General features: G+C 61.3%; 16 protein-coding genes. 11 read left to right on the top strand and 5 right to left on the bottom strand.

What is annotated here, in order from left to right; all coding sequences use genetic code 11:
- Nucleotides 1–24 precede the first annotated feature (24 nt).
- From B5E60_RS03780 to B5E60_RS03745, 8 genes are all read left to right on the top strand, one after another.
- Nucleotides 25–864, top strand: a complete 840-nt coding sequence (locus tag B5E60_RS03780) for an HAD family hydrolase (RefSeq protein ID WP_087309561.1) — start codon at nt 25–27, stop codon at nt 862–864.
- 5 nt (nt 865–869) lie between these two features.
- Nucleotides 870–1,457, top strand: coding sequence for a hypothetical protein (locus B5E60_RS03775; protein ID WP_087309560.1), 588 nt, complete (start codon nt 870–872; stop codon nt 1,455–1,457).
- Complete coding sequence (locus tag B5E60_RS03770) at nt 1,444–2,100, top strand: ATP-binding cassette domain-containing protein (protein WP_087309559.1); 657 nt, start codon at nt 1,444–1,446, stop codon at nt 2,098–2,100. The genes B5E60_RS03775 and B5E60_RS03770 overlap by 14 nt, the downstream gene beginning before the upstream one ends.
- Before the next feature lie 36 nt (nt 2,101–2,136).
- On the top strand, nt 2,137–2,730 hold the full coding sequence (gene rdgB, locus B5E60_RS03765; RefSeq protein WP_087309558.1) for an RdgB/HAM1 family non-canonical purine NTP pyrophosphatase: 594 nt from the start codon (nt 2,137–2,139) through the stop codon (nt 2,728–2,730).
- A gap of 9 nt (nt 2,731–2,739) precedes the next feature.
- Nucleotides 2,740–3,723 carry a Gfo/Idh/MocA family protein gene (locus tag B5E60_RS03760; RefSeq protein ID WP_342394892.1) on the top strand — a complete coding sequence of 328 codons (984 nt, stop codon included), beginning with the start codon at nt 2,740–2,742 and terminating at the stop codon, nt 3,721–3,723.
- A gap of 19 nt (nt 3,724–3,742) precedes the next feature.
- The gene (gene folE / locus B5E60_RS03755) at nt 3,743–4,351 is read left to right on the top strand and encodes a GTP cyclohydrolase I FolE (RefSeq protein ID WP_087309557.1); all 609 of its coding nucleotides are present in this window, start codon (nt 3,743–3,745) and stop codon (nt 4,349–4,351) included.
- A gap of 154 nt (nt 4,352–4,505) precedes the next feature.
- On the top strand, nt 4,506–5,147 hold the full coding sequence (locus B5E60_RS03750) for a DUF4136 domain-containing protein (protein WP_087309785.1): 642 nt from the start codon (nt 4,506–4,508) through the stop codon (nt 5,145–5,147).
- A 22-nt stretch (nt 5,148–5,169) separates the two neighbouring features.
- A complete protein-coding gene (locus tag B5E60_RS03745) occupies nt 5,170–5,796 on the top strand; it encodes an outer membrane beta-barrel protein (RefSeq protein WP_087309556.1) in 627 nt (208 codons plus the stop codon).
- An 88-nt stretch (nt 5,797–5,884) separates the two neighbouring features.
- Here the strand turns inward: B5E60_RS03745 and B5E60_RS14160 are convergent, their stop codons facing one another.
- Nucleotides 5,885–6,205, bottom strand: a complete 321-nt coding sequence (locus B5E60_RS14160; protein ID WP_239403216.1) for a hypothetical protein — start codon at nt 6,203–6,205, stop codon at nt 5,885–5,887.
- Nucleotides 6,206–6,312: 107 nt separating this feature from the next.
- Here B5E60_RS14160 and B5E60_RS14155 point away from each other — a divergent pair, with 107 nt between their 5' ends.
- On the top strand, nt 6,313–6,648 hold the full coding sequence (locus B5E60_RS14155) for a RagB/SusD family nutrient uptake outer membrane protein (RefSeq protein WP_239403215.1): 336 nt from the start codon (nt 6,313–6,315) through the stop codon (nt 6,646–6,648).
- A 70-nt stretch (nt 6,649–6,718) separates the two neighbouring features.
- On the opposite strand, the gene B5E60_RS03735 is transcribed toward B5E60_RS14155, so the two are convergent.
- The 4 genes from B5E60_RS03735 to sppA form a co-directional block, all read right to left on the bottom strand.
- Nucleotides 6,719–7,720, bottom strand: a complete 1,002-nt coding sequence (locus B5E60_RS03735; RefSeq protein ID WP_087309555.1) for an aldo/keto reductase — start codon at nt 7,718–7,720, stop codon at nt 6,719–6,721.
- Nucleotides 7,721–7,801: 81 nt separating this feature from the next.
- Entirely contained in the window at nt 7,802–10,684 is a 2,883-nt protein-coding gene (polA, locus tag B5E60_RS03730) for a DNA polymerase I (protein ID WP_087309554.1), read from the bottom strand.
- 14 nt (nt 10,685–10,698) lie between these two features.
- The gene (locus tag B5E60_RS03725; RefSeq protein WP_197714849.1) at nt 10,699–11,157 is read right to left on the bottom strand and encodes a 6-pyruvoyl trahydropterin synthase family protein; all 459 of its coding nucleotides are present in this window, start codon (nt 11,155–11,157) and stop codon (nt 10,699–10,701) included.
- Nucleotides 11,158–11,276: 119 nt separating this feature from the next.
- Entirely contained in the window at nt 11,277–13,052 is a 1,776-nt protein-coding gene (sppA, locus tag B5E60_RS03720) for a signal peptide peptidase SppA (protein ID WP_087309552.1), read from the bottom strand.
- A gap of 208 nt (nt 13,053–13,260) precedes the next feature.
- Here sppA and B5E60_RS03715 point away from each other — a divergent pair, with 208 nt between their 5' ends.
- Entirely contained in the window at nt 13,261–14,313 is a 1,053-nt protein-coding gene (locus tag B5E60_RS03715; RefSeq protein ID WP_087309551.1) for an Mrp/NBP35 family ATP-binding protein, read from the top strand.
- Nucleotides 14,314–14,682: 369 nt separating this feature from the next.
- Nucleotides 14,683–15,645, top strand: coding sequence for a quinolinate synthase NadA (gene nadA / locus B5E60_RS03710; protein ID WP_262481279.1), 963 nt, complete (start codon nt 14,683–14,685; stop codon nt 15,643–15,645).
- Nucleotides 15,646–15,661 lie beyond the last annotated feature (16 nt).

Below are 15,661 nucleotides of genomic sequence, written 5' to 3'. Positions count from 1 at the left end.
TTGAGAAATCAAATCCCGAAAACCATGGATTACCGTTTCACCATAGCCCTGATCTACGATTTCGACGGGACGCTCGCCCCCGGAAACATGCAGGAGTACGACTTCATCCCGGCCGTCGGGAAGAGCAACAAGGAGTTCTGGTCGGAGGCCAATTCGCTGGCCGAGACCCAGGATGCCGACATGGTCCTTACGTACATGGCCCGCATGATCCAGGAGGCCAAATCCAAGGGACTGTCGCTGCGTCGCGAAGCCTTTCAGGAGTCGGGACGCCGCGTCACGCTCTTCAACGGTGTCAAGGAGTGGTTCGCGCGGATCAACCGCTACGGCGAGGAGCGCGGAATCCGCATCCTGCACTACATCAACTCCTCGGGACTGAAAGAGATCATCGAGGGGACGGAGATCGCCCACGAATTCCGCAAAATCTACGCCTGCTCGTTCCTCTACGACGTCGACGGAATCGCCTACTGGCCCGCCGTAGCGGTCAACTACACCAACAAGACACAGTTCATCTTCAAGATCAACAAGGGGGTCGAGTCGGTCTTCGACTCGAAGCTGGTCAATCGCTACATCCCCGAAAACGAACGCCCCGTGCCGTTCAGCCACATGATCTACGTCGGCGACGGAACGACGGACATTCCCTGCATGCGGCTGGTGAAGAATTACGGCGGACACTCGATCGCCGTCTACAACCCCGACCAGAAGGGCGCCCGCAAGGAGCTCTCGTCACTCATCCACGACAACCGCGTCAACCACGTCTGCCCGGCCGACTATGCCGAAGGCTCGGAGATGGACCTCGTGGTGAAGACCATCATCGAGAAGATCGACCTCGACGACCGGCTCGCCAAACTCGGCGTCGTCCGCTGACCGCCATGTCCTCGCCCCACGCAAAACATCTCCACACCGCACGCTGGATCCGTCCCGAACGGCTCGCCGGTTCGCCCGAATGGACCGTCGGACTGCGGCGCCACCTCACGGCCGTGTGGTTCGCCGCCGCAGGACTGATTCTCTGCATCCTGCTGCCCGCGGCCGGATTCCCGGCCCTCTACGTCGCGGCCATTGCGTGCGGCGGCTTCTACCACGACTGCGAACCCCTCCGGATGCTGCAGCTCCCGGAGATGAACGCCAGCCGGCTGCTCGTGCGCAAGGTCCTCACCGCCTGGCGCAACTACTTCCTGCTGGCCATCCCCTTCGCCCTGCTGGCCATCCTGGCCCATCCCCGTACGGCCTGGATTGCCGTAGCCTGGGCGCCGCTTTCGGCCCTGGCGCTGCTCTACGCCGTAGTGGCCAAATACGCCCGCTACCACCCCGGACAGACTCCCCGGCGACCCATGGCCGAACGCTTCGGACTGGCGGGCTTCATCCTCCCCGTGCTGCTGCCCCTGAGCCTCGGCCTCATGGTCAGCTACGCCCTGCGGGCCGAACGCAACCTGAACCGTTACCTCCATGATTACGATTGATTCGCTTCGGATCCGCGACGGTAAGCGGATGCTGCTCGACGGCGTGACAATGCACCTGCCCCAGAGTGCCGTGCACGGCATTGCGGGCGAGGGGCGCGGGGCCCTGTTGCGGGCCATCTACGGCGACCTGAAACCCGAAGTCGGGACAATCTCCGAGGCCGGACACCCGCTGCAACGCCGCGAAATGGTCCTGCTCGAGGCCGATCCCCGCTTCTGGCCCGGACTGACGGCCCGCGACTGCATCGGACTGGTCCGCTGGTTCGACCGCAAGGTCAACCCCGAGGCGCTGCTCCGCCGCTTCCCCGTGCCGCTCGACACGGAGGCCGCCTCGCTCGGCGCCGAGGCCCGAAAACACCTCGGCATCATCCTCACACTGATGCGCGGCAAACGCATCCTGCTGCTCGACGAACCCTTCCGCGAACTGACGCCCGAGCGGATCTTCGTCATGCAGCAACTCCTGCTCCACCTCGGCAGCGAGGGGTGCACCGTGATCCTCACCTCGACGCGCATTCCGTTGATCGAGGGGGTCTGCGACGACCTCTACCTGCTGGGCGGCGGCAAGGTCCTCGCCCGCTACGAACACTACGAACTCGGACATCTGGGCCGCGACGCGGAGTCCGGTTCGGGATTTCCGGAAAATTGACTACCTTCGCAGCCGAATCGAAACCAAACACACACCATGAAGATCATATTCGCCACCAACAATGCCCACAAGCTCAGCGAAGTACAGGCCGTACTGGGCGAGGGCTTCACCCTCGTGACACCGCGTCAGTGCGGCATCACCGAGGAGATTCCCGAAGAGCAGGAGACCCTCGAGGGCAACGCCTCGCAGAAGGCCCGCTACATCCACGACCGCACGGGTGAGAACTGCTTTGCCGACGATACGGGACTCGAGGTGGCCGCACTGGGCGGCGCCCCCGGGGTCCACTCGGCCCGCTACGCCACCGACGGTCACGACTTTGCGGCCAACAACCGCCTGCTGCTCCGCAATCTGGAGGGAAAGAGCGACCGAAGAGCCCGCTTCCGTACGGTCATCTCGCTGATCATCAACGGCGAAGAACACCTCTTCGAAGGGGTGGTCGAGGGGCGCATCATCGACCACGAGGCCGGTCACGAAGGGTTCGGCTACGATCCGCTGTTCATCCCCGACGGCTGCGAGCGGACCTTCGCCGAGATGTCACCCGAGGAGAAGAACGCCGTCTCGCACCGCGGTCGTGCCGTACGCAAACTGGCCGAATACCTCCACTCGCTGGAGGCGGCAACCGAAAAATAGCCGTACGTCATGAAACCGTTGGAGACCGTACACTGGGGCATTCTGGGATGCGGCGCCGTCTGCGAACGCAAGAGCGGCCCGCCGATGTACCTGCTGGACCACTCGCAACTAGTGGCCGTCATGCGGCGCGACGAGGTCCGGGCGGCCGATTTCGCCCGCCGACACGGCGTCGCCCGCTACTACACCGACGCCGCGGAGCTGATTGCCGATCCCGAGGTCGACATCGTCTACGTCGCCACGCCGCCCGTCTCGCACCGCGAGCTGGCCATCAGCGTCCTGGAGGCCGGCAAACCCGTCTACGTCGAGAAGCCCATGGCGATGAACTACGCCGAGTGTCTGGAGATGATCGCCGCCTCGGAGCGCTGCGGCGTGCCCCTCTATGTGGCCTACTACCGCCGTGCGCTGCCCTATTTTCTGAAGGTAAAGGAGCTGATCGGGAGAGGGCGGATCGGTACGCCGCAACGCGTCGAGGTGCGCTATCTGCGCCCTGCAGGGCCCGAGGACCGCGATCCGGCCCACCTGCCGTGGCGCCTGCGCCGCGAGGTCGGCGGCGACGGATACTTCTACGACATGGCCCCCCATACGCTCGACATTCTCGATTTCCTGCTCGGCGAGATCTCGGCAGCCGAGGGGACGAAGAGCAATCTCGGAGGACTGTACGAGGTGGCCGACACGGTCTCCGCACTGCTGCAGTTCTGCTCGGGAGTCCGCGGAACCGGGCTCTGGAGCTTCGTCTCGCAACCCGACGAGCAGGAGGATTCGGTGCTCATCGCCGGCACCCGCGGCTCGGTGCGCTTCGCCACCTTCGCCTTCTCGCCCATCGAACTGCAGACGCCCGAGGGCACGGAACGCTTCGAAATCGCACCCCCGGAGCATATCCAGGGACCGTTGATCCGCACGATCGTCGACGAACTCCGCGGCGTGGGACACTGCCCCTCGACCGGACACTCCGCCGCCCGGACTTCGCGGGTCATCGACCAGATCATGAAATAATTCGTATCTTTGCCCCATCATGGAGACAAAACTGTATGAAAAGGAGGAGCGCTTCGACGCCGCGACGATCGAAGCCCTCAAAGGCCACTATACCGAAATCCTGCGCCTGCTGGGCGAGGATCCCGCACGCGAAGGGCTGCTGAAGACCCCCGAACGCGTGGCCAAGGCCATGTCGTTCCTCACGAAGGGGTACGACGAAAATCCGCTGGAGATCATCCGCTCGGCGACGTTCCGCGAGGAGTACAAACAGATGGTCCTCGTCAAGGACATCGAGCTCTATTCGCTCTGCGAACACCACATGCTGCCCTTCTACGGCAAGGCCCACGTGGCCTACATCCCCAACGGTTACATCACCGGACTGTCGAAAATCGCCCGCGTGGTCGAATGTTTCGCCCGCCGGCTGCAGGTCCAGGAGCGGCTGACGGTCCAGATCCGCGACTGCATCCAGGAGGCGCTGAGCCCGATGGGCGTGGCCGTTGTCATCGAGGCCAGCCACATGTGCATGCAGATGCGCGGCATCGAGAAGCAGCAGTCCGCCACAACGACCTCCGCCTTCACGGGCATCTTCCTCTCGGACCACCGCACCCGCGAGGAGTTCATGACCCTCATCTCACACAAGTATCGGTAACAGACCCGTTTCCGAACCACAGGAGCCAACCGGAAATCCCGTTTTGCGGATTTCCGGTTTTTTCGTGTCCCGTTCGGACCGCAAGGCCGTTTGCGGCCCACCCGGGAACGAAATTTGGGGTAGGGTGAACAGCAAACCAAAAATCAAAAACATCATGAACGTCAAACAACTCCGTTACCTTGCGTTCGCACTCGCCGCAGTAGCGTTCTGCTCGTGCCAGAAAGACCCCTCGACGTCGGATCTCCACGAGGATTATCTGGTCTACACCGCCCACGATTCGGGAACCGACTTCTCCGCAATCGACACCTACTTCCTCCCCGACAGTATCCTCATCATCGGCAACAACAACCGGACCGAGTACTGGAAAGACGACGACGCCCTGACGATCATCGACGCCGTGGCCGCCCGGATGAACAACGCCGGCTACACGCGAACGGATGACAAAACATTGGCAGCCGTCGGCCTGCAGCTCAGCTACGTGCGTCAGGAGACCTACTTCGTCGGCTACAACAACCCCTACTGGTGGTGGTACTATCCCTACTACTGGGCCCCCGGATACTGGGGAAACTGGAACGGCTGGCACTACCCCTACAGCGTCTACTACGGCTACACGGCCGGCTCGCTGCTCATGGAGATGGTCAACCTCGAGGCCGAAGAGGAGAACAACCGAAAACTCCCCATCGTCTGGGATACGTTCATCGGCGGTCTGCTGACCAACGACTCGGAACTCAATCTGCAGCGTACGATCGACGGCGTGGATCAGGCCTTCGTTCAGTCACCCTATCTGACCAAATAGTCCAACTCAAAATCTTCCGATCATGAAAACAGCCAAATACCTCAAAACCCTTGCATGCTGCGTCGTCCTGCTGGCAGTCGCCCTGCCGGGCAAAGCGCAGTTGATCCCCAACACCTACATCAATGTCGACTGGCAGATGGGCGTACCCCTCGACAACGGTCTGGCCGACAAGACCTCGGGCTGGGGCATGAACTTCGAAGGCGGTTACTTCGTCACGCCGGCCATCACCGTAGGTCCCTTCCTTTCGTACCAGACCAATCTGGAGAGCATCGACCGTCAGACGCTCGATCTGGGCGACGGCGCAGCCCTGACGACCAATCAGAAACATGCGCTGTTCCAACTGCCGTTCGGCGTTGCGAGCCGTTACAACTGGCTTACGGACAGCATCTTCCAACCGTACGTCGGCATGAAGCTGGGTGCCAGCTACGCCGAGCTTTCGTCCTACTACTACGTCGTGCGCCAATACACCGAGACGTGGGGATTCTACCTCTCGCCCGAGGTCGGCGTCTCGATCTTCCCGCGTCCGGACTACCGCATGGGCATCCACGTGGCCCTCTACTACAGCTACGCCACCAACGAGGGCGACGTACTGGTCTACCGGGTCAACAACCTCAACAACTTCGGACTGCGCGTCGGTATCTCGTTCTGACGCCCGAAGCCGATCCCCGCACCACGCAGAAGCCGGACCTTGTTCCACACAAGGCCCGGCTTCGTTTTCATGCTCCGACGGGGTGGCGTCACTGCGCTTCGAAGGTCACGGTCATGGTCGTCAGATCGGCCGTGATGTCGCAGCTCCCCGACCCGAAACCCATCAGCAGCGGATAGAACTGCGAATCGCCGTCGTTCTCCGTCGCGAAAGCCTGGATCTGGCCGAACTCGCCCTGACCACTCCGCCCATGGCCACGAGTCTCGACCAGCTCTACGATCTGATCCTGGGCGACCTGACCCGCGCCGACGCGCTGCTTGAGGTCAACAGGGTCTTCGGCCGCGCCGACAAGGTCGCCGCCGAATCGCTCATGGCCAAGGCCTACCTGACGATCGCCTCCTCGAAGGAGCACAACGTATACCGCTACACCGAGTCGCGGCGTGAACCGCAGATCATGTACGACAGCGCCGCACGGAACTCATCCACCGCGATATATACGACGAGGATGGAAATGCGATCGTGCCCAACCAGATCAAGGGCTACTTCTCGAGCAAATACGTCGATCCCGACTTCATCGGCGAGCGAACCAGCGCCCGACCCTATCTGATCCGCTTCTCGGACATCGCGCTGGTCTATGCCGAAGCCGTCGGTCCCGAAGAGGGGCTGGCCTACGTCAACCACATCCGCGAACGGGCTGGCATCACGCCGCTGCCGGCAGGGATGTCCCTCGACGAGTTCCGCAAGGCCGTCATCAAGGCGCGGATCATCGTCCGCTCGCAGAGCGGCAAACAGGTGCTCTGGACCGTCTATCTGAAACCCTACGACCTCTTCTACATCGTCCACACCGCGGAATGATCCCGGCTCTCAGGACATGAAAAAAGAGCCGCCTCTTTGCAGGGCGGCTCTTTTTTTGTTCCGGCCGGAATCACGCTCCCAGCAGCTCCTCGATGCGCGCAAGCTCCTCGGCGGAGAACTTCAGATGCTCCATCGCCCGGAGATTGTCCTCGATCTGCGCCGTGGAGCTGGCGCCGATGATCACCGAGGTGATGCGCTCGTCGCGAAGCAGCCACGCCAGCGACATTTCGGCCAGCGACTGTCCGCGTTCGCGCGCCAGGGCATCGAGCCCCCGCAGACGCCGCAACATCGTCTCGTCGAGCACCTCGCTGTGAAGCGTCCGGTTCTCAGCCATACGCGAATCGGTCGGTATGCCGTTCAGATAGCGGTTCGTCAGCAACCCCTGCGCCAACGGCGAGAAGACGATGAAGCCCGAACCCTCGGCAACCGTGAGATCCAGTACGCCCGATTCCGCCGGCATGCGATCGAGCAGGTTGTAACGGTCCTGAAAAAGCAGGCAGGGTACGTCGCGCCGCTTCAGATAGTCGAAGGCAAACCGCGCCGCCTCGAGCGGATAACGCGACAGCCCCACGTAGAGCGCCTTGCCGCTGCGAACGATGTCGACCAGGGCCTGCAGCGTCTCTTCGAGCGGCGTCGCGGGATCGAAACGGTGCGAATAGAAGAGATCCACGTAGTCGAGCTTCATGCGGCGCAGACTCTGGTCGAGGCTCGCCATGAGGTACTTGCGCGAACCCCAGTTGCCGTAGGGACCCGGCCACATGTCATAACCGGCCTTGGTCGAGATGAAGAGTTCGTCGCGGTAGGGGCGGAACGAGGTCTCCATCAGACGCCCGAAATTCTCCTCGGCCGTGCCGTACTCCGAGCCGTAATTGTTCGCCAGATCGAAGTGGACGATGCCCCGGTCGAAGGCGTAATGGGCCATCTCGCGAACCTTCGAGAAGGTCTGCCGACTCCCGAAATTGTGCCACATCCCGAGCGACAGCAACGGCAGCAGAATTCCGCTGCGGCCCGCCCGCCGATAATGCATGCCGTCGTAACGCGACGGCGAAGGGTTGTAAATCGGTTCGATCATACCATTCGTTTTACGGTTGTTTACGATTTGTTTGCTCCGTGCGGGAGGTCTCTTTCTTTCCCCCCCCCTCACCCGGCCGGATCAGTGGGCTTCGAGCCAGTTTTCGCCCACGCCGGCATCGGCGATGAGCCGTACGCGGAGCTTCGCGGCCGTCTCCATGCACTCGGTGACGATGCGCACGACCCGATCCTGCTCCTCGCGCAGCATGTCGACCACCAGTTCGTCGTGCACCTGCAGGATCACCCGCGAGCGGATCCCCTCGGCGGCAAAGCGCCGGTGGACGTTGATCATGGCGATCTTCATGATGTCGGCCGCCGAACCCTGGATCGGGGCATTCACGGCGTTGCGCTCGGCCAGACCCCGCGCCACGGCGTTGTGCGACGTGATGTCGTTCAGATAGCGGCGGCGTCCGAAGATCGTCGTCACGAAGCCGTCCTCGCGGGCCTTCACCACCACCTGCTCCATATACTCGCGGACCTTGGGGTAGGAGGCGAAATAGCCGTCGATGATCTCTTTGGCCTCCTTGCGCGGGATCTCCAGCCGCTGGCTCAGCCCGAAGGCCGAAATGCCGTAGATGATGCCGAAATTGGCCGTCTTGGCCCGACGCCGCTCCTCGGGAGTCACCTCGTCGATGGATTTGTTGAAGAGCCGGGCGGCCGTCGCGGCATGGACATCCTCGCCGTGTTCGAAGGCGGCGATCAGCGCCTCGTCACCCGACAGATGGGCCATCAGCCGCAGTTCGACCTGGCTGTAGTCGGCCGACAGCAGCAGATGGTCCTCATCCGAGGGGATGAAGGCCTTGCGGATGCGGCGCCCCATCTCGTCGCGCACGGGGATGTTCTGCAGGTTGGGATTCGTCGACGAGAGGCGCCCGGTGGCCGTCACCGCCTGGTTGAACGACGTATGGATGCGTCCCGTACGGCGGTTGACCAGCTGCGGCAGCGCCTCGACGTAGGTCGACAGCAGCTTCTTCACACCGCGGTACTCGAGAATCAGATCGACGATGCGGTGTTTGTGGGCGAAGCTCTGCAGGTACTCCTCGTCGGTGCAGAACTGCTTCGTGCGGGTCATCTTCGGCTTCTCGGCAATGCGCATCTTCGCGAAGAGCACCTCGCCCAGCTGACGCGTCGAGTTGATGTTCAGATTCGGCTCGCCGGCCTCGGCCCGTACGGCCGCCTCCAGCTCCGCCAGCTTGCGGTTCAGCTCCACGGCATAGAGCGCCAGCGCCTCGGTGTCGATCCGAACACCCGCCATCTCGATGTCGGCCAGCACGGTGATCATCGGCTCCTCGATCTCGAAGTAGAGGTCGTGCATGCCGATCTGTTCGACCATGGGGTAGAGCACCTGCTTCAGCCGCAGCGTCACGTCGGCATCCTCGGCCGCATACTCCTTCACCCGCTCGACGTTGACCAGATCCATCGTCAACTGTTTGGAGCCCTTGCCGATCAGCGTCTCGATCTCGATCGGGCGGTAGTTCAGATAACGCTCGGCCAGCACGTTCATGTTGTGGCGCGACTCGGGGTCGAGCAAGTAGTGGAGGATCATCGTATCGTAGAAGCGGCCGCGGATCGTGATGCCCAGCTGCCGCAGCACCATGAGGTCGAACTTGACGTTCTGGCCGATCTTGGCGATGTGTTCATTCTCGAACAGCGGGCGGATGATCTCGACGTATTCGCGCGTATTGGCCTCGTTGAAGGGGATGTACCACGCCCGGAAGGGTTCGACGGCCAGCGAAAGACCCACGATGCGGTCGTTGAAGACATCGAGGCCCGTGGTCTCCGTATCGAAGCAGAACTCCTCGTAGCGGCCCACGGCGGCGATCACCTCGCGCAGCCGGTCGGCCGTCTCGACGAGCGTATATTCGTGGGGCGTGGTCTGGGCCGTGGCAAAGGGCTCCTCCTCGGCCTCGGCCTGCAGTTCGGCCGCCGGAACGGGCTTCACGCTCGGCAGCGGCGGGATGACGGGCGTCTCACCGAACAGACTCCCCTGACCCGCCATGGCGGCCCGGCGCGCCGCAGCCGACTTGGCCCGCGCCATGTCCGACAACTGGGTCTGCGCCTCCTGGCGCGGAGCATCCGATAGGGGCTCGGCCGGGGCCAGATTCGACAAATCGTTCAGAAAAGCCTTGAAGTCCAGTTCGGCAAAGACCGTCCGAAGATCGTCCAGACGGGGTTCGCTCACCGCAAGCTCCTCCTCGCTGAGGTCGATCGGCACGTCGAGGCAGATGGTCGTCAGCCGTTTGGCCAGCCGCAGATTGTCGGCCCACGCGGCGATCTTCTCACCCTGTTTGCCGGGGATCTTCGCCACGTTCTCCAGGATGTTCTCCACCGGACCCCACTCGCGGACCAGTTTGCAGGCCCCCTTCTCGCCGATGCCCGGCACGCCGGGGATGTTGTCCGACGCATCGCCCCACAGGGCCAGAATATCGCGCACCAGCTGCGGGTCGTCGATGCCGTACTTCTCGCGGATCTCGTCGCGGCCGACGATCTCGATGCTCCCCTCGGATCCGCGCTGCTTGTAGATGCGGCAGTGGTCGCGCACCAGCTGTCCGTAATCCTTGTCGGGGGTCACCATGTAGACGTCATAACCCGCCTCGGCCCCCTTCCTCGAAAGGGTGCCGATCACGTCGTCGGCCTCGTAGCCCTGAACCTCGAGGATCGGGATACGCATCGCCTCCAGCACCCGTTTGACGTAGGGCACCGAGAGCAGGATGTCTTCAGGGGTCTCCGTACGGTTGGCCTTGTATTCGGGGAAGATCTCGCGCCGGAAACTGCCGCCCGGAGGATCGAACGCCACCCCCAGCAGATCGGGATGTTCGCGCTTGAGCATGTCGCGCAGGAACTTCACGAAGCCGAACACCACCGAGGTGTTCATCCCCGCACGGTTGCGCATGGGCCGCCCCAGAAAGGCGTAATAATACTTGAAAATCAACGCATAGGCGTCTACCAAAAAGAGTTTTTTCATCGTCTGCGGGCTCTTTATTGTCGGATGTTGTCTTCGGCAAACCACTCGGCAAACGAGGTGGCCGTCTCGTGCAGCCGCAACGAATGGAGCGTCACACCCTGAGGCAGACGCGCCGAAATGCGTGCGGCAAAGTCCTCGAGCATGTTCTCGCACGTGGGCTGGTAGTCGACGGTGATGATGTTGCCGAAGCGCGCCGACAGAACCCGGTAAAGCTCCTCGCCGGTCTCGGAGGCCTTGAGGACGAGCGAATGGTCGAAGCGCGAAACGATCTCCTCGTTGACGATGCGTTTCAGCACGCCGAAATCCATCACCATGCCGCATTTGGGGTTCGACGCATCGCAGAGGGGAGTTCCCTTCACCGTGACGAAAAAGCGATAGGAGTGCCCGTGAATCTCGCGGCACGGGCCGTCGTAACCTTCGAGCGCGTGTGCCGCCTCGAAGGAGAATTCCTTGGTCAATCGAATTACTGCCATATTGCAAAGATAGCGAAAGCCGAAAGAATTCCGCTCCGCCGCGCAAAATTATTCCCGAAAAAGAGAGGGCGCCCCCTTTCGGGACGCCCTCTCTGAGGATAAATTCTGTCAGCAGGCCGTTACTGCATGTCGACCCGGACAGGAGAGTACATCACCACTCCCTGCTGGCTCAATGCCTCGCGGACCTCGCCGTACTCCTTCATCATCTCGCCCAACTCCGAACGCGTGAAGGCCATCCGCAGACTGGCGTTCAGCGACGAAAGGATGGCCGACAGACCCGTCGGTTGGTCGAGAACCTCCACCACCCGGTAATTGTCACCCAATCCGGCCTTCTCCACGGCAACGGCAAGGGCCGTCTTCAAACCTCCGCAGCCGTCGATCAGTCCGATGCCAAGGGCATCCTCACCCGACCAGACCCGGCCGCCGGCAATCTCCAGCACCCGTTCCAACGGCAGATTGCGCCCCTCGGAGACATCCTGCGTGAAGGTCTCGTAGACTTGGTCCACGCCACGCATCAACATTGCCCGCTGGACCGAAGTCAGCGGTCCACGGCCCATGAAATCCGACGAGGTGTTGCTCTGCACGCCGTCGACCGTGATGCCCAGTTTGTTCTTCAGCGCCTCCCGCGAATCGAGCACCATGCCGTAGACTCCGATCGAGCCGGTCAGCGTCAGCCGGTTGGCCACAATTGCATCGGCCGGACACGAAATGTAGTATCCGCCGCTGGCCGCATAGGAGCCCATCGAAACGATCACGGGTTTCTCCTCCCGCAGCAGCTCCATTTCACGCCAGATGACATCCGAAGCCAGTGCGCTGCCTCCGGGGGAGTTGACCCGCAGCACGACGGCCTTGATCCGGTCGTTGCGACGCACGTCGGCCAGCGTCGCGGCCAGCGTATTGCCATAGACCGCACGGCCGGAACCCTCGCCGTCGACGATCTGTCCGTCGGCATAGACGATCGCCACCTGATCGGCCGAGATATTCTTCAGATCGGCGCCCACCTGGGCCGCATACTGTCCCAGCGTCACGAAGCGGTAGTCATCCCCGTCGGCCTCCACGCCCAGTTCGGCAAAGACGTCGTTCATCTGGTCCTCGTAGAGGAGCCCGTCGACAAATCCCGCCTTCAGCGCCTCGTCGGCCAGCGAAACCTCCAGGTTGTCGGTCAGACGGCGCATCTCCACGGAGTCGATTCCGCGTGCCGCGCAGACATCGCCCGAGATGGTCCGCCACATCGAATTGATGAGCTCCTGCATCTGTTCGCGGTTGGCCGGCGACATGCGGTCGAGGATAAAGGGCTCGACGGCACTCTTGTAACGGCAGGCCGTCGGACGAAAGACCTCGACCTTCAGATCGAGTTTGTCCAGAAGCCCCTTGTAGAAGGTGACATTCGAAGCCAGTCCCGTCCAGTCGATGCCCCCCTGCGGCTGCAGATAGATGCGGTCGGCCACCGAAGCCAGGTAGTACTGTCCCTGCGAATAGGTCTCGTTGTAGGCCACGATGAACTTGCCGCTCTGGCGGAACTCCTCGAGGGCCGTGCGCAGCTCCTCGAGCAGGGCCGTTCCGGCAATCCCGCCCGCACCGTTCATCCGCAGGTAGATGCCCCGGATACGGTCGTCGGCCGCCGCCGCCTCAAGCGCCCGCAGTGCCTTGAACAACGCAAGCTGCGGCGTATTCTGCAGCGTCAGCACGTCGATGCCCGCCAGCGGATCGTTCGACGGAGCATCGGTCAACAACTCCGAAAAGTCGATCTTCAGAATCGACCCGGGGGCGACCGTCACGCTCTTCTCCATCGACCCGGCGATCCCGAGCAGCAGAAAAATCCAAAACAAAAAGACCAGAATCGTACCCGCCACCACGGCAAGCACGCCGGCCAAAAAGGTTTTCCAGAAATTCATGTTGCGATTATTTTTCGTTCGAGTTTCCCGTATCGAGATCCGACCGACCCGGCAACGGCCCAGCGATCGGATATGCTTCCCTTGCAAAGATAAGGATCTTTTACGAAAAACAAATAAAATTTATCGTTTTTCGATAAAATAAATCCACACCCTATATTTAATACTGAAAATATACGTTATCTTTGCGAAAAAGTAACTTTTCGCAACCATGGAGGAAAAAATAAGGCAACTGCTCGCCTCGATCGTCCATCCCGAAACCGGAAAGGATATCGTCTCGAGCGGATTCATCGAACACCTGGCTACGGCCGAGGACAAGGTGACCGTCGTGCTGCGCTTCGCCAAGCCGCGCGATCCCTTTGCCGTGAAGATCAAAAACCAGGCCGAAACGCTGCTGCGTGAGGCGTTCCCCGGCGCCGAAGTGCTCGTCGTCATCAAGGAGGGCGGCGCCGCACCGCGTCCCGAACCCAAACTCTCGACCACCACGGGCGGCATCGCCAAGGTCATTGCCGTGGCCTCGGGAAAGGGTGGGGTAGGGAAGTCGACCGTCACGGCCAACCTGGCCATCGCCCTGCGCAACATGGGATTCCGCGTCGGAGTGCTCGATGCCGACATCTACGGACCCTCGCAGCCCAAGATGTTCGGCGTGGAGGGCTACCTGCCCGAAGCCGTCGAGGAGAACGGCGCCGAACACATCGTCCCGGCCGAATCGATGGACATCAAGCTCATGTCGATCGGCTTCTTCATCAAGCCGACCGATGCGCTGCTGTGGCGCGGTGCCATGGCCGTGAGCGCCCTCAAGCAGATGATTCACCAGACGCGGTGGGGGACGCTGGACTTCCTGCTGGCGGATCTGCCTCCCGGAACGGGCGACGTGCATCTGTCGATCATCGGCGAGCTGAAGATCGACGCCGCGGTGATCGTCTCCACGCCGCAGCAGGTGGCCGTGGCCGACGTGGTGCGCGGCGTGGAGATGTTCCGCAACGAGAATGTCAACATCCCGGTGGCGGGCATCATCGAGAACATGGCGTGGTTTACGCCGGCCGAACTGCCGCAGAACCGCTACTACCTCTTCGGACGGGGCGGCGCGCGGGCCTATGCCGAGAAGAGCGGGGTGGATTTCCTGGGTGAAATACCGATCGTTCAATCGATTATGGAGGGTGCCGAGGAGGGGCGTCCGGCTACGGCGACGCATCCCGAAGTGGAGGAGCGCTACCGTTCGATTGCGGAGAAGATTGTCAGCAAAGTGATGAAAAACGGTTGACAAAGTGTCGACAACCGGTTCAACAACGGATGATAAAAAAGGAAAAGTCGGGGCCTGAAAATTTGCTTTTCGAAAATCAGGCAGGGTATATACAAGAAATCCCCGAAACCAAAAATTTTTATAAAAAGTTGTCCGCCGCGAAATCCTCACGAAACGGGAAGCGGATGTTGAAAGTTTCAGGCTGTCGAAATGTCGAAAACCGTTGTCAACAATTGTTGAATAATTTTCTATTTTCTTGTATTTCAAATAACAAAGAAGAAAAATAAAGAAAAGAAAACCGAGAAAATGTTGATAGAGAACTAACAGTGGAAGTTGTAAACAGTATCAACAGCTATTATATTTCTTCTTCTTTCTTATTTATTAAAATTTATTAAAGGAATAAAAAAGAAAATGAACGTCGAAAACTCCGCCGAACTCTCCCGCCGCATCGAGGCGCTCAAACGCGAGAAGAATGCCGTGATCCTGGCGCATTACTATACGACACCCGAAGTGCAGGCCGTAGCCGACTTCCTGGGGGATTCGCTGGCCCTCTCGATCCAGGCACAGAAGGTCGATGCGCAGATCATCCTCTTCGCCGGCGTCCACTTCATGGCCGAAACGGCCAAGGTACTCTGCCCGGAAAAGAAGGTGCTCATCCCCTGCCCCGAGGCGGGCTGCTCGCTGGCCGAATCGTGCGACGCAAAGGAGTTTGCCGCCTTCAAGGCCCGCTATCCCGGATACAAGGTGGTCTCGTATGTCAATACAACGGTCGAGGTCAAGGCCCTGACGGATATCTGCTGCACGTCGTCCAACGCCCTGAAGGTCGTTCAGTCGCTGCCCGACGACCAGCCGCTGATCTTCGCCCCGGACCGCAACCTGGGCTCCTATATTCAGAAGCTGACCGGGCGGAAGAACATGGTGCTCTGGAACGGCGCCTGCCATGTCCACGAGGAGTTCTCGCTCGAAAAGCTCCTGCAGCTCAAGCGGGAACATCCCGAGGCAAAGGTGGTCGTCCACCCCGAATGCCGCGACTATATCGTGCAGGTGGCCGACTACGTGGGTTCGACGGCCGGGATTCTCGACTACTGCGGACGCAGCGACGCCCGCGCGTTCATCGTCGTTACCGAGGCCGGCATCCTGGCCGAGATGCACAAGCGCTATCCCGACAAGCTCTTTATCCCGGCGCCGCCCGACGACGAGGCATGCGGCTGCAACAACTGCCGCTACATGAAGATGGTGACGCTCGAAAACATCTGTTCGGCTCTCGAAAAGGAGTCGCCCGAAATCCTCCTCGACGAGCAGGTGCGCCGTGCCGCCGAGCGTTCGATCCGCAACATGATTGCCATCCGGTAAGGAAGACCCGGGGGGC

Source organism: Alistipes sp. An116, assembly GCF_002161005.1.
Classification (GTDB): domain Bacteria; phylum Bacteroidota; class Bacteroidia; order Bacteroidales; family Rikenellaceae; genus Alistipes; species Alistipes megaguti.
Note: the sequence above shows the minus strand (reverse complement) of the source record. Positions and strands in the feature narration are given on the sequence as shown.

What these genes read in the sequence shown, in the direction of transcription:
- B5E60_RS03725 (WP_197714849.1), bottom strand. Translation starts at nt 11,157, where the DNA reads ATGGCAGTAATTCGATTGACCAAGGAATTCTCCTTCGAGGCGGCACAC.
- B5E60_RS03750 (WP_087309785.1), top strand. Translation starts at nt 4,506, where the DNA reads ATGAACGTCAAACAACTCCGTTACCTTGCGTTCGCACTCGCCGCAGTA.
- B5E60_RS03760 (WP_342394892.1), top strand. Translation starts at nt 2,740, where the DNA reads ATGAAACCGTTGGAGACCGTACACTGGGGCATTCTGGGATGCGGCGCC.
- B5E60_RS03775 (WP_087309560.1), top strand. Translation starts at nt 870, where the DNA reads ATGTCCTCGCCCCACGCAAAACATCTCCACACCGCACGCTGGATCCGT.
- polA (WP_087309554.1), bottom strand. Translation starts at nt 10,684, where the DNA reads ATGAAAAAACTCTTTTTGGTAGACGCCTATGCGTTGATTTTCAAGTAT.
- B5E60_RS03780 (WP_087309561.1), top strand. Translation starts at nt 25, where the DNA reads ATGGATTACCGTTTCACCATAGCCCTGATCTACGATTTCGACGGGACG.
- B5E60_RS03745 (WP_087309556.1), top strand. Translation starts at nt 5,170, where the DNA reads ATGAAAACAGCCAAATACCTCAAAACCCTTGCATGCTGCGTCGTCCTG.
- rdgB (WP_087309558.1), top strand. Translation starts at nt 2,137, where the DNA reads ATGAAGATCATATTCGCCACCAACAATGCCCACAAGCTCAGCGAAGTA.
- sppA (WP_087309552.1), bottom strand. Translation starts at nt 13,052, where the DNA reads ATGAATTTCTGGAAAACCTTTTTGGCCGGCGTGCTTGCCGTGGTGGCG.
- B5E60_RS03735 (WP_087309555.1), bottom strand. Translation starts at nt 7,720, where the DNA reads ATGATCGAACCGATTTACAACCCTTCGCCGTCGCGTTACGACGGCATG.
- B5E60_RS03770 (WP_087309559.1), top strand. Translation starts at nt 1,444, where the DNA reads ATGATTACGATTGATTCGCTTCGGATCCGCGACGGTAAGCGGATGCTG.
- folE (WP_087309557.1), top strand. Translation starts at nt 3,743, where the DNA reads ATGGAGACAAAACTGTATGAAAAGGAGGAGCGCTTCGACGCCGCGACG.
- B5E60_RS03715 (WP_087309551.1), top strand. Translation starts at nt 13,261, where the DNA reads ATGGAGGAAAAAATAAGGCAACTGCTCGCCTCGATCGTCCATCCCGAA.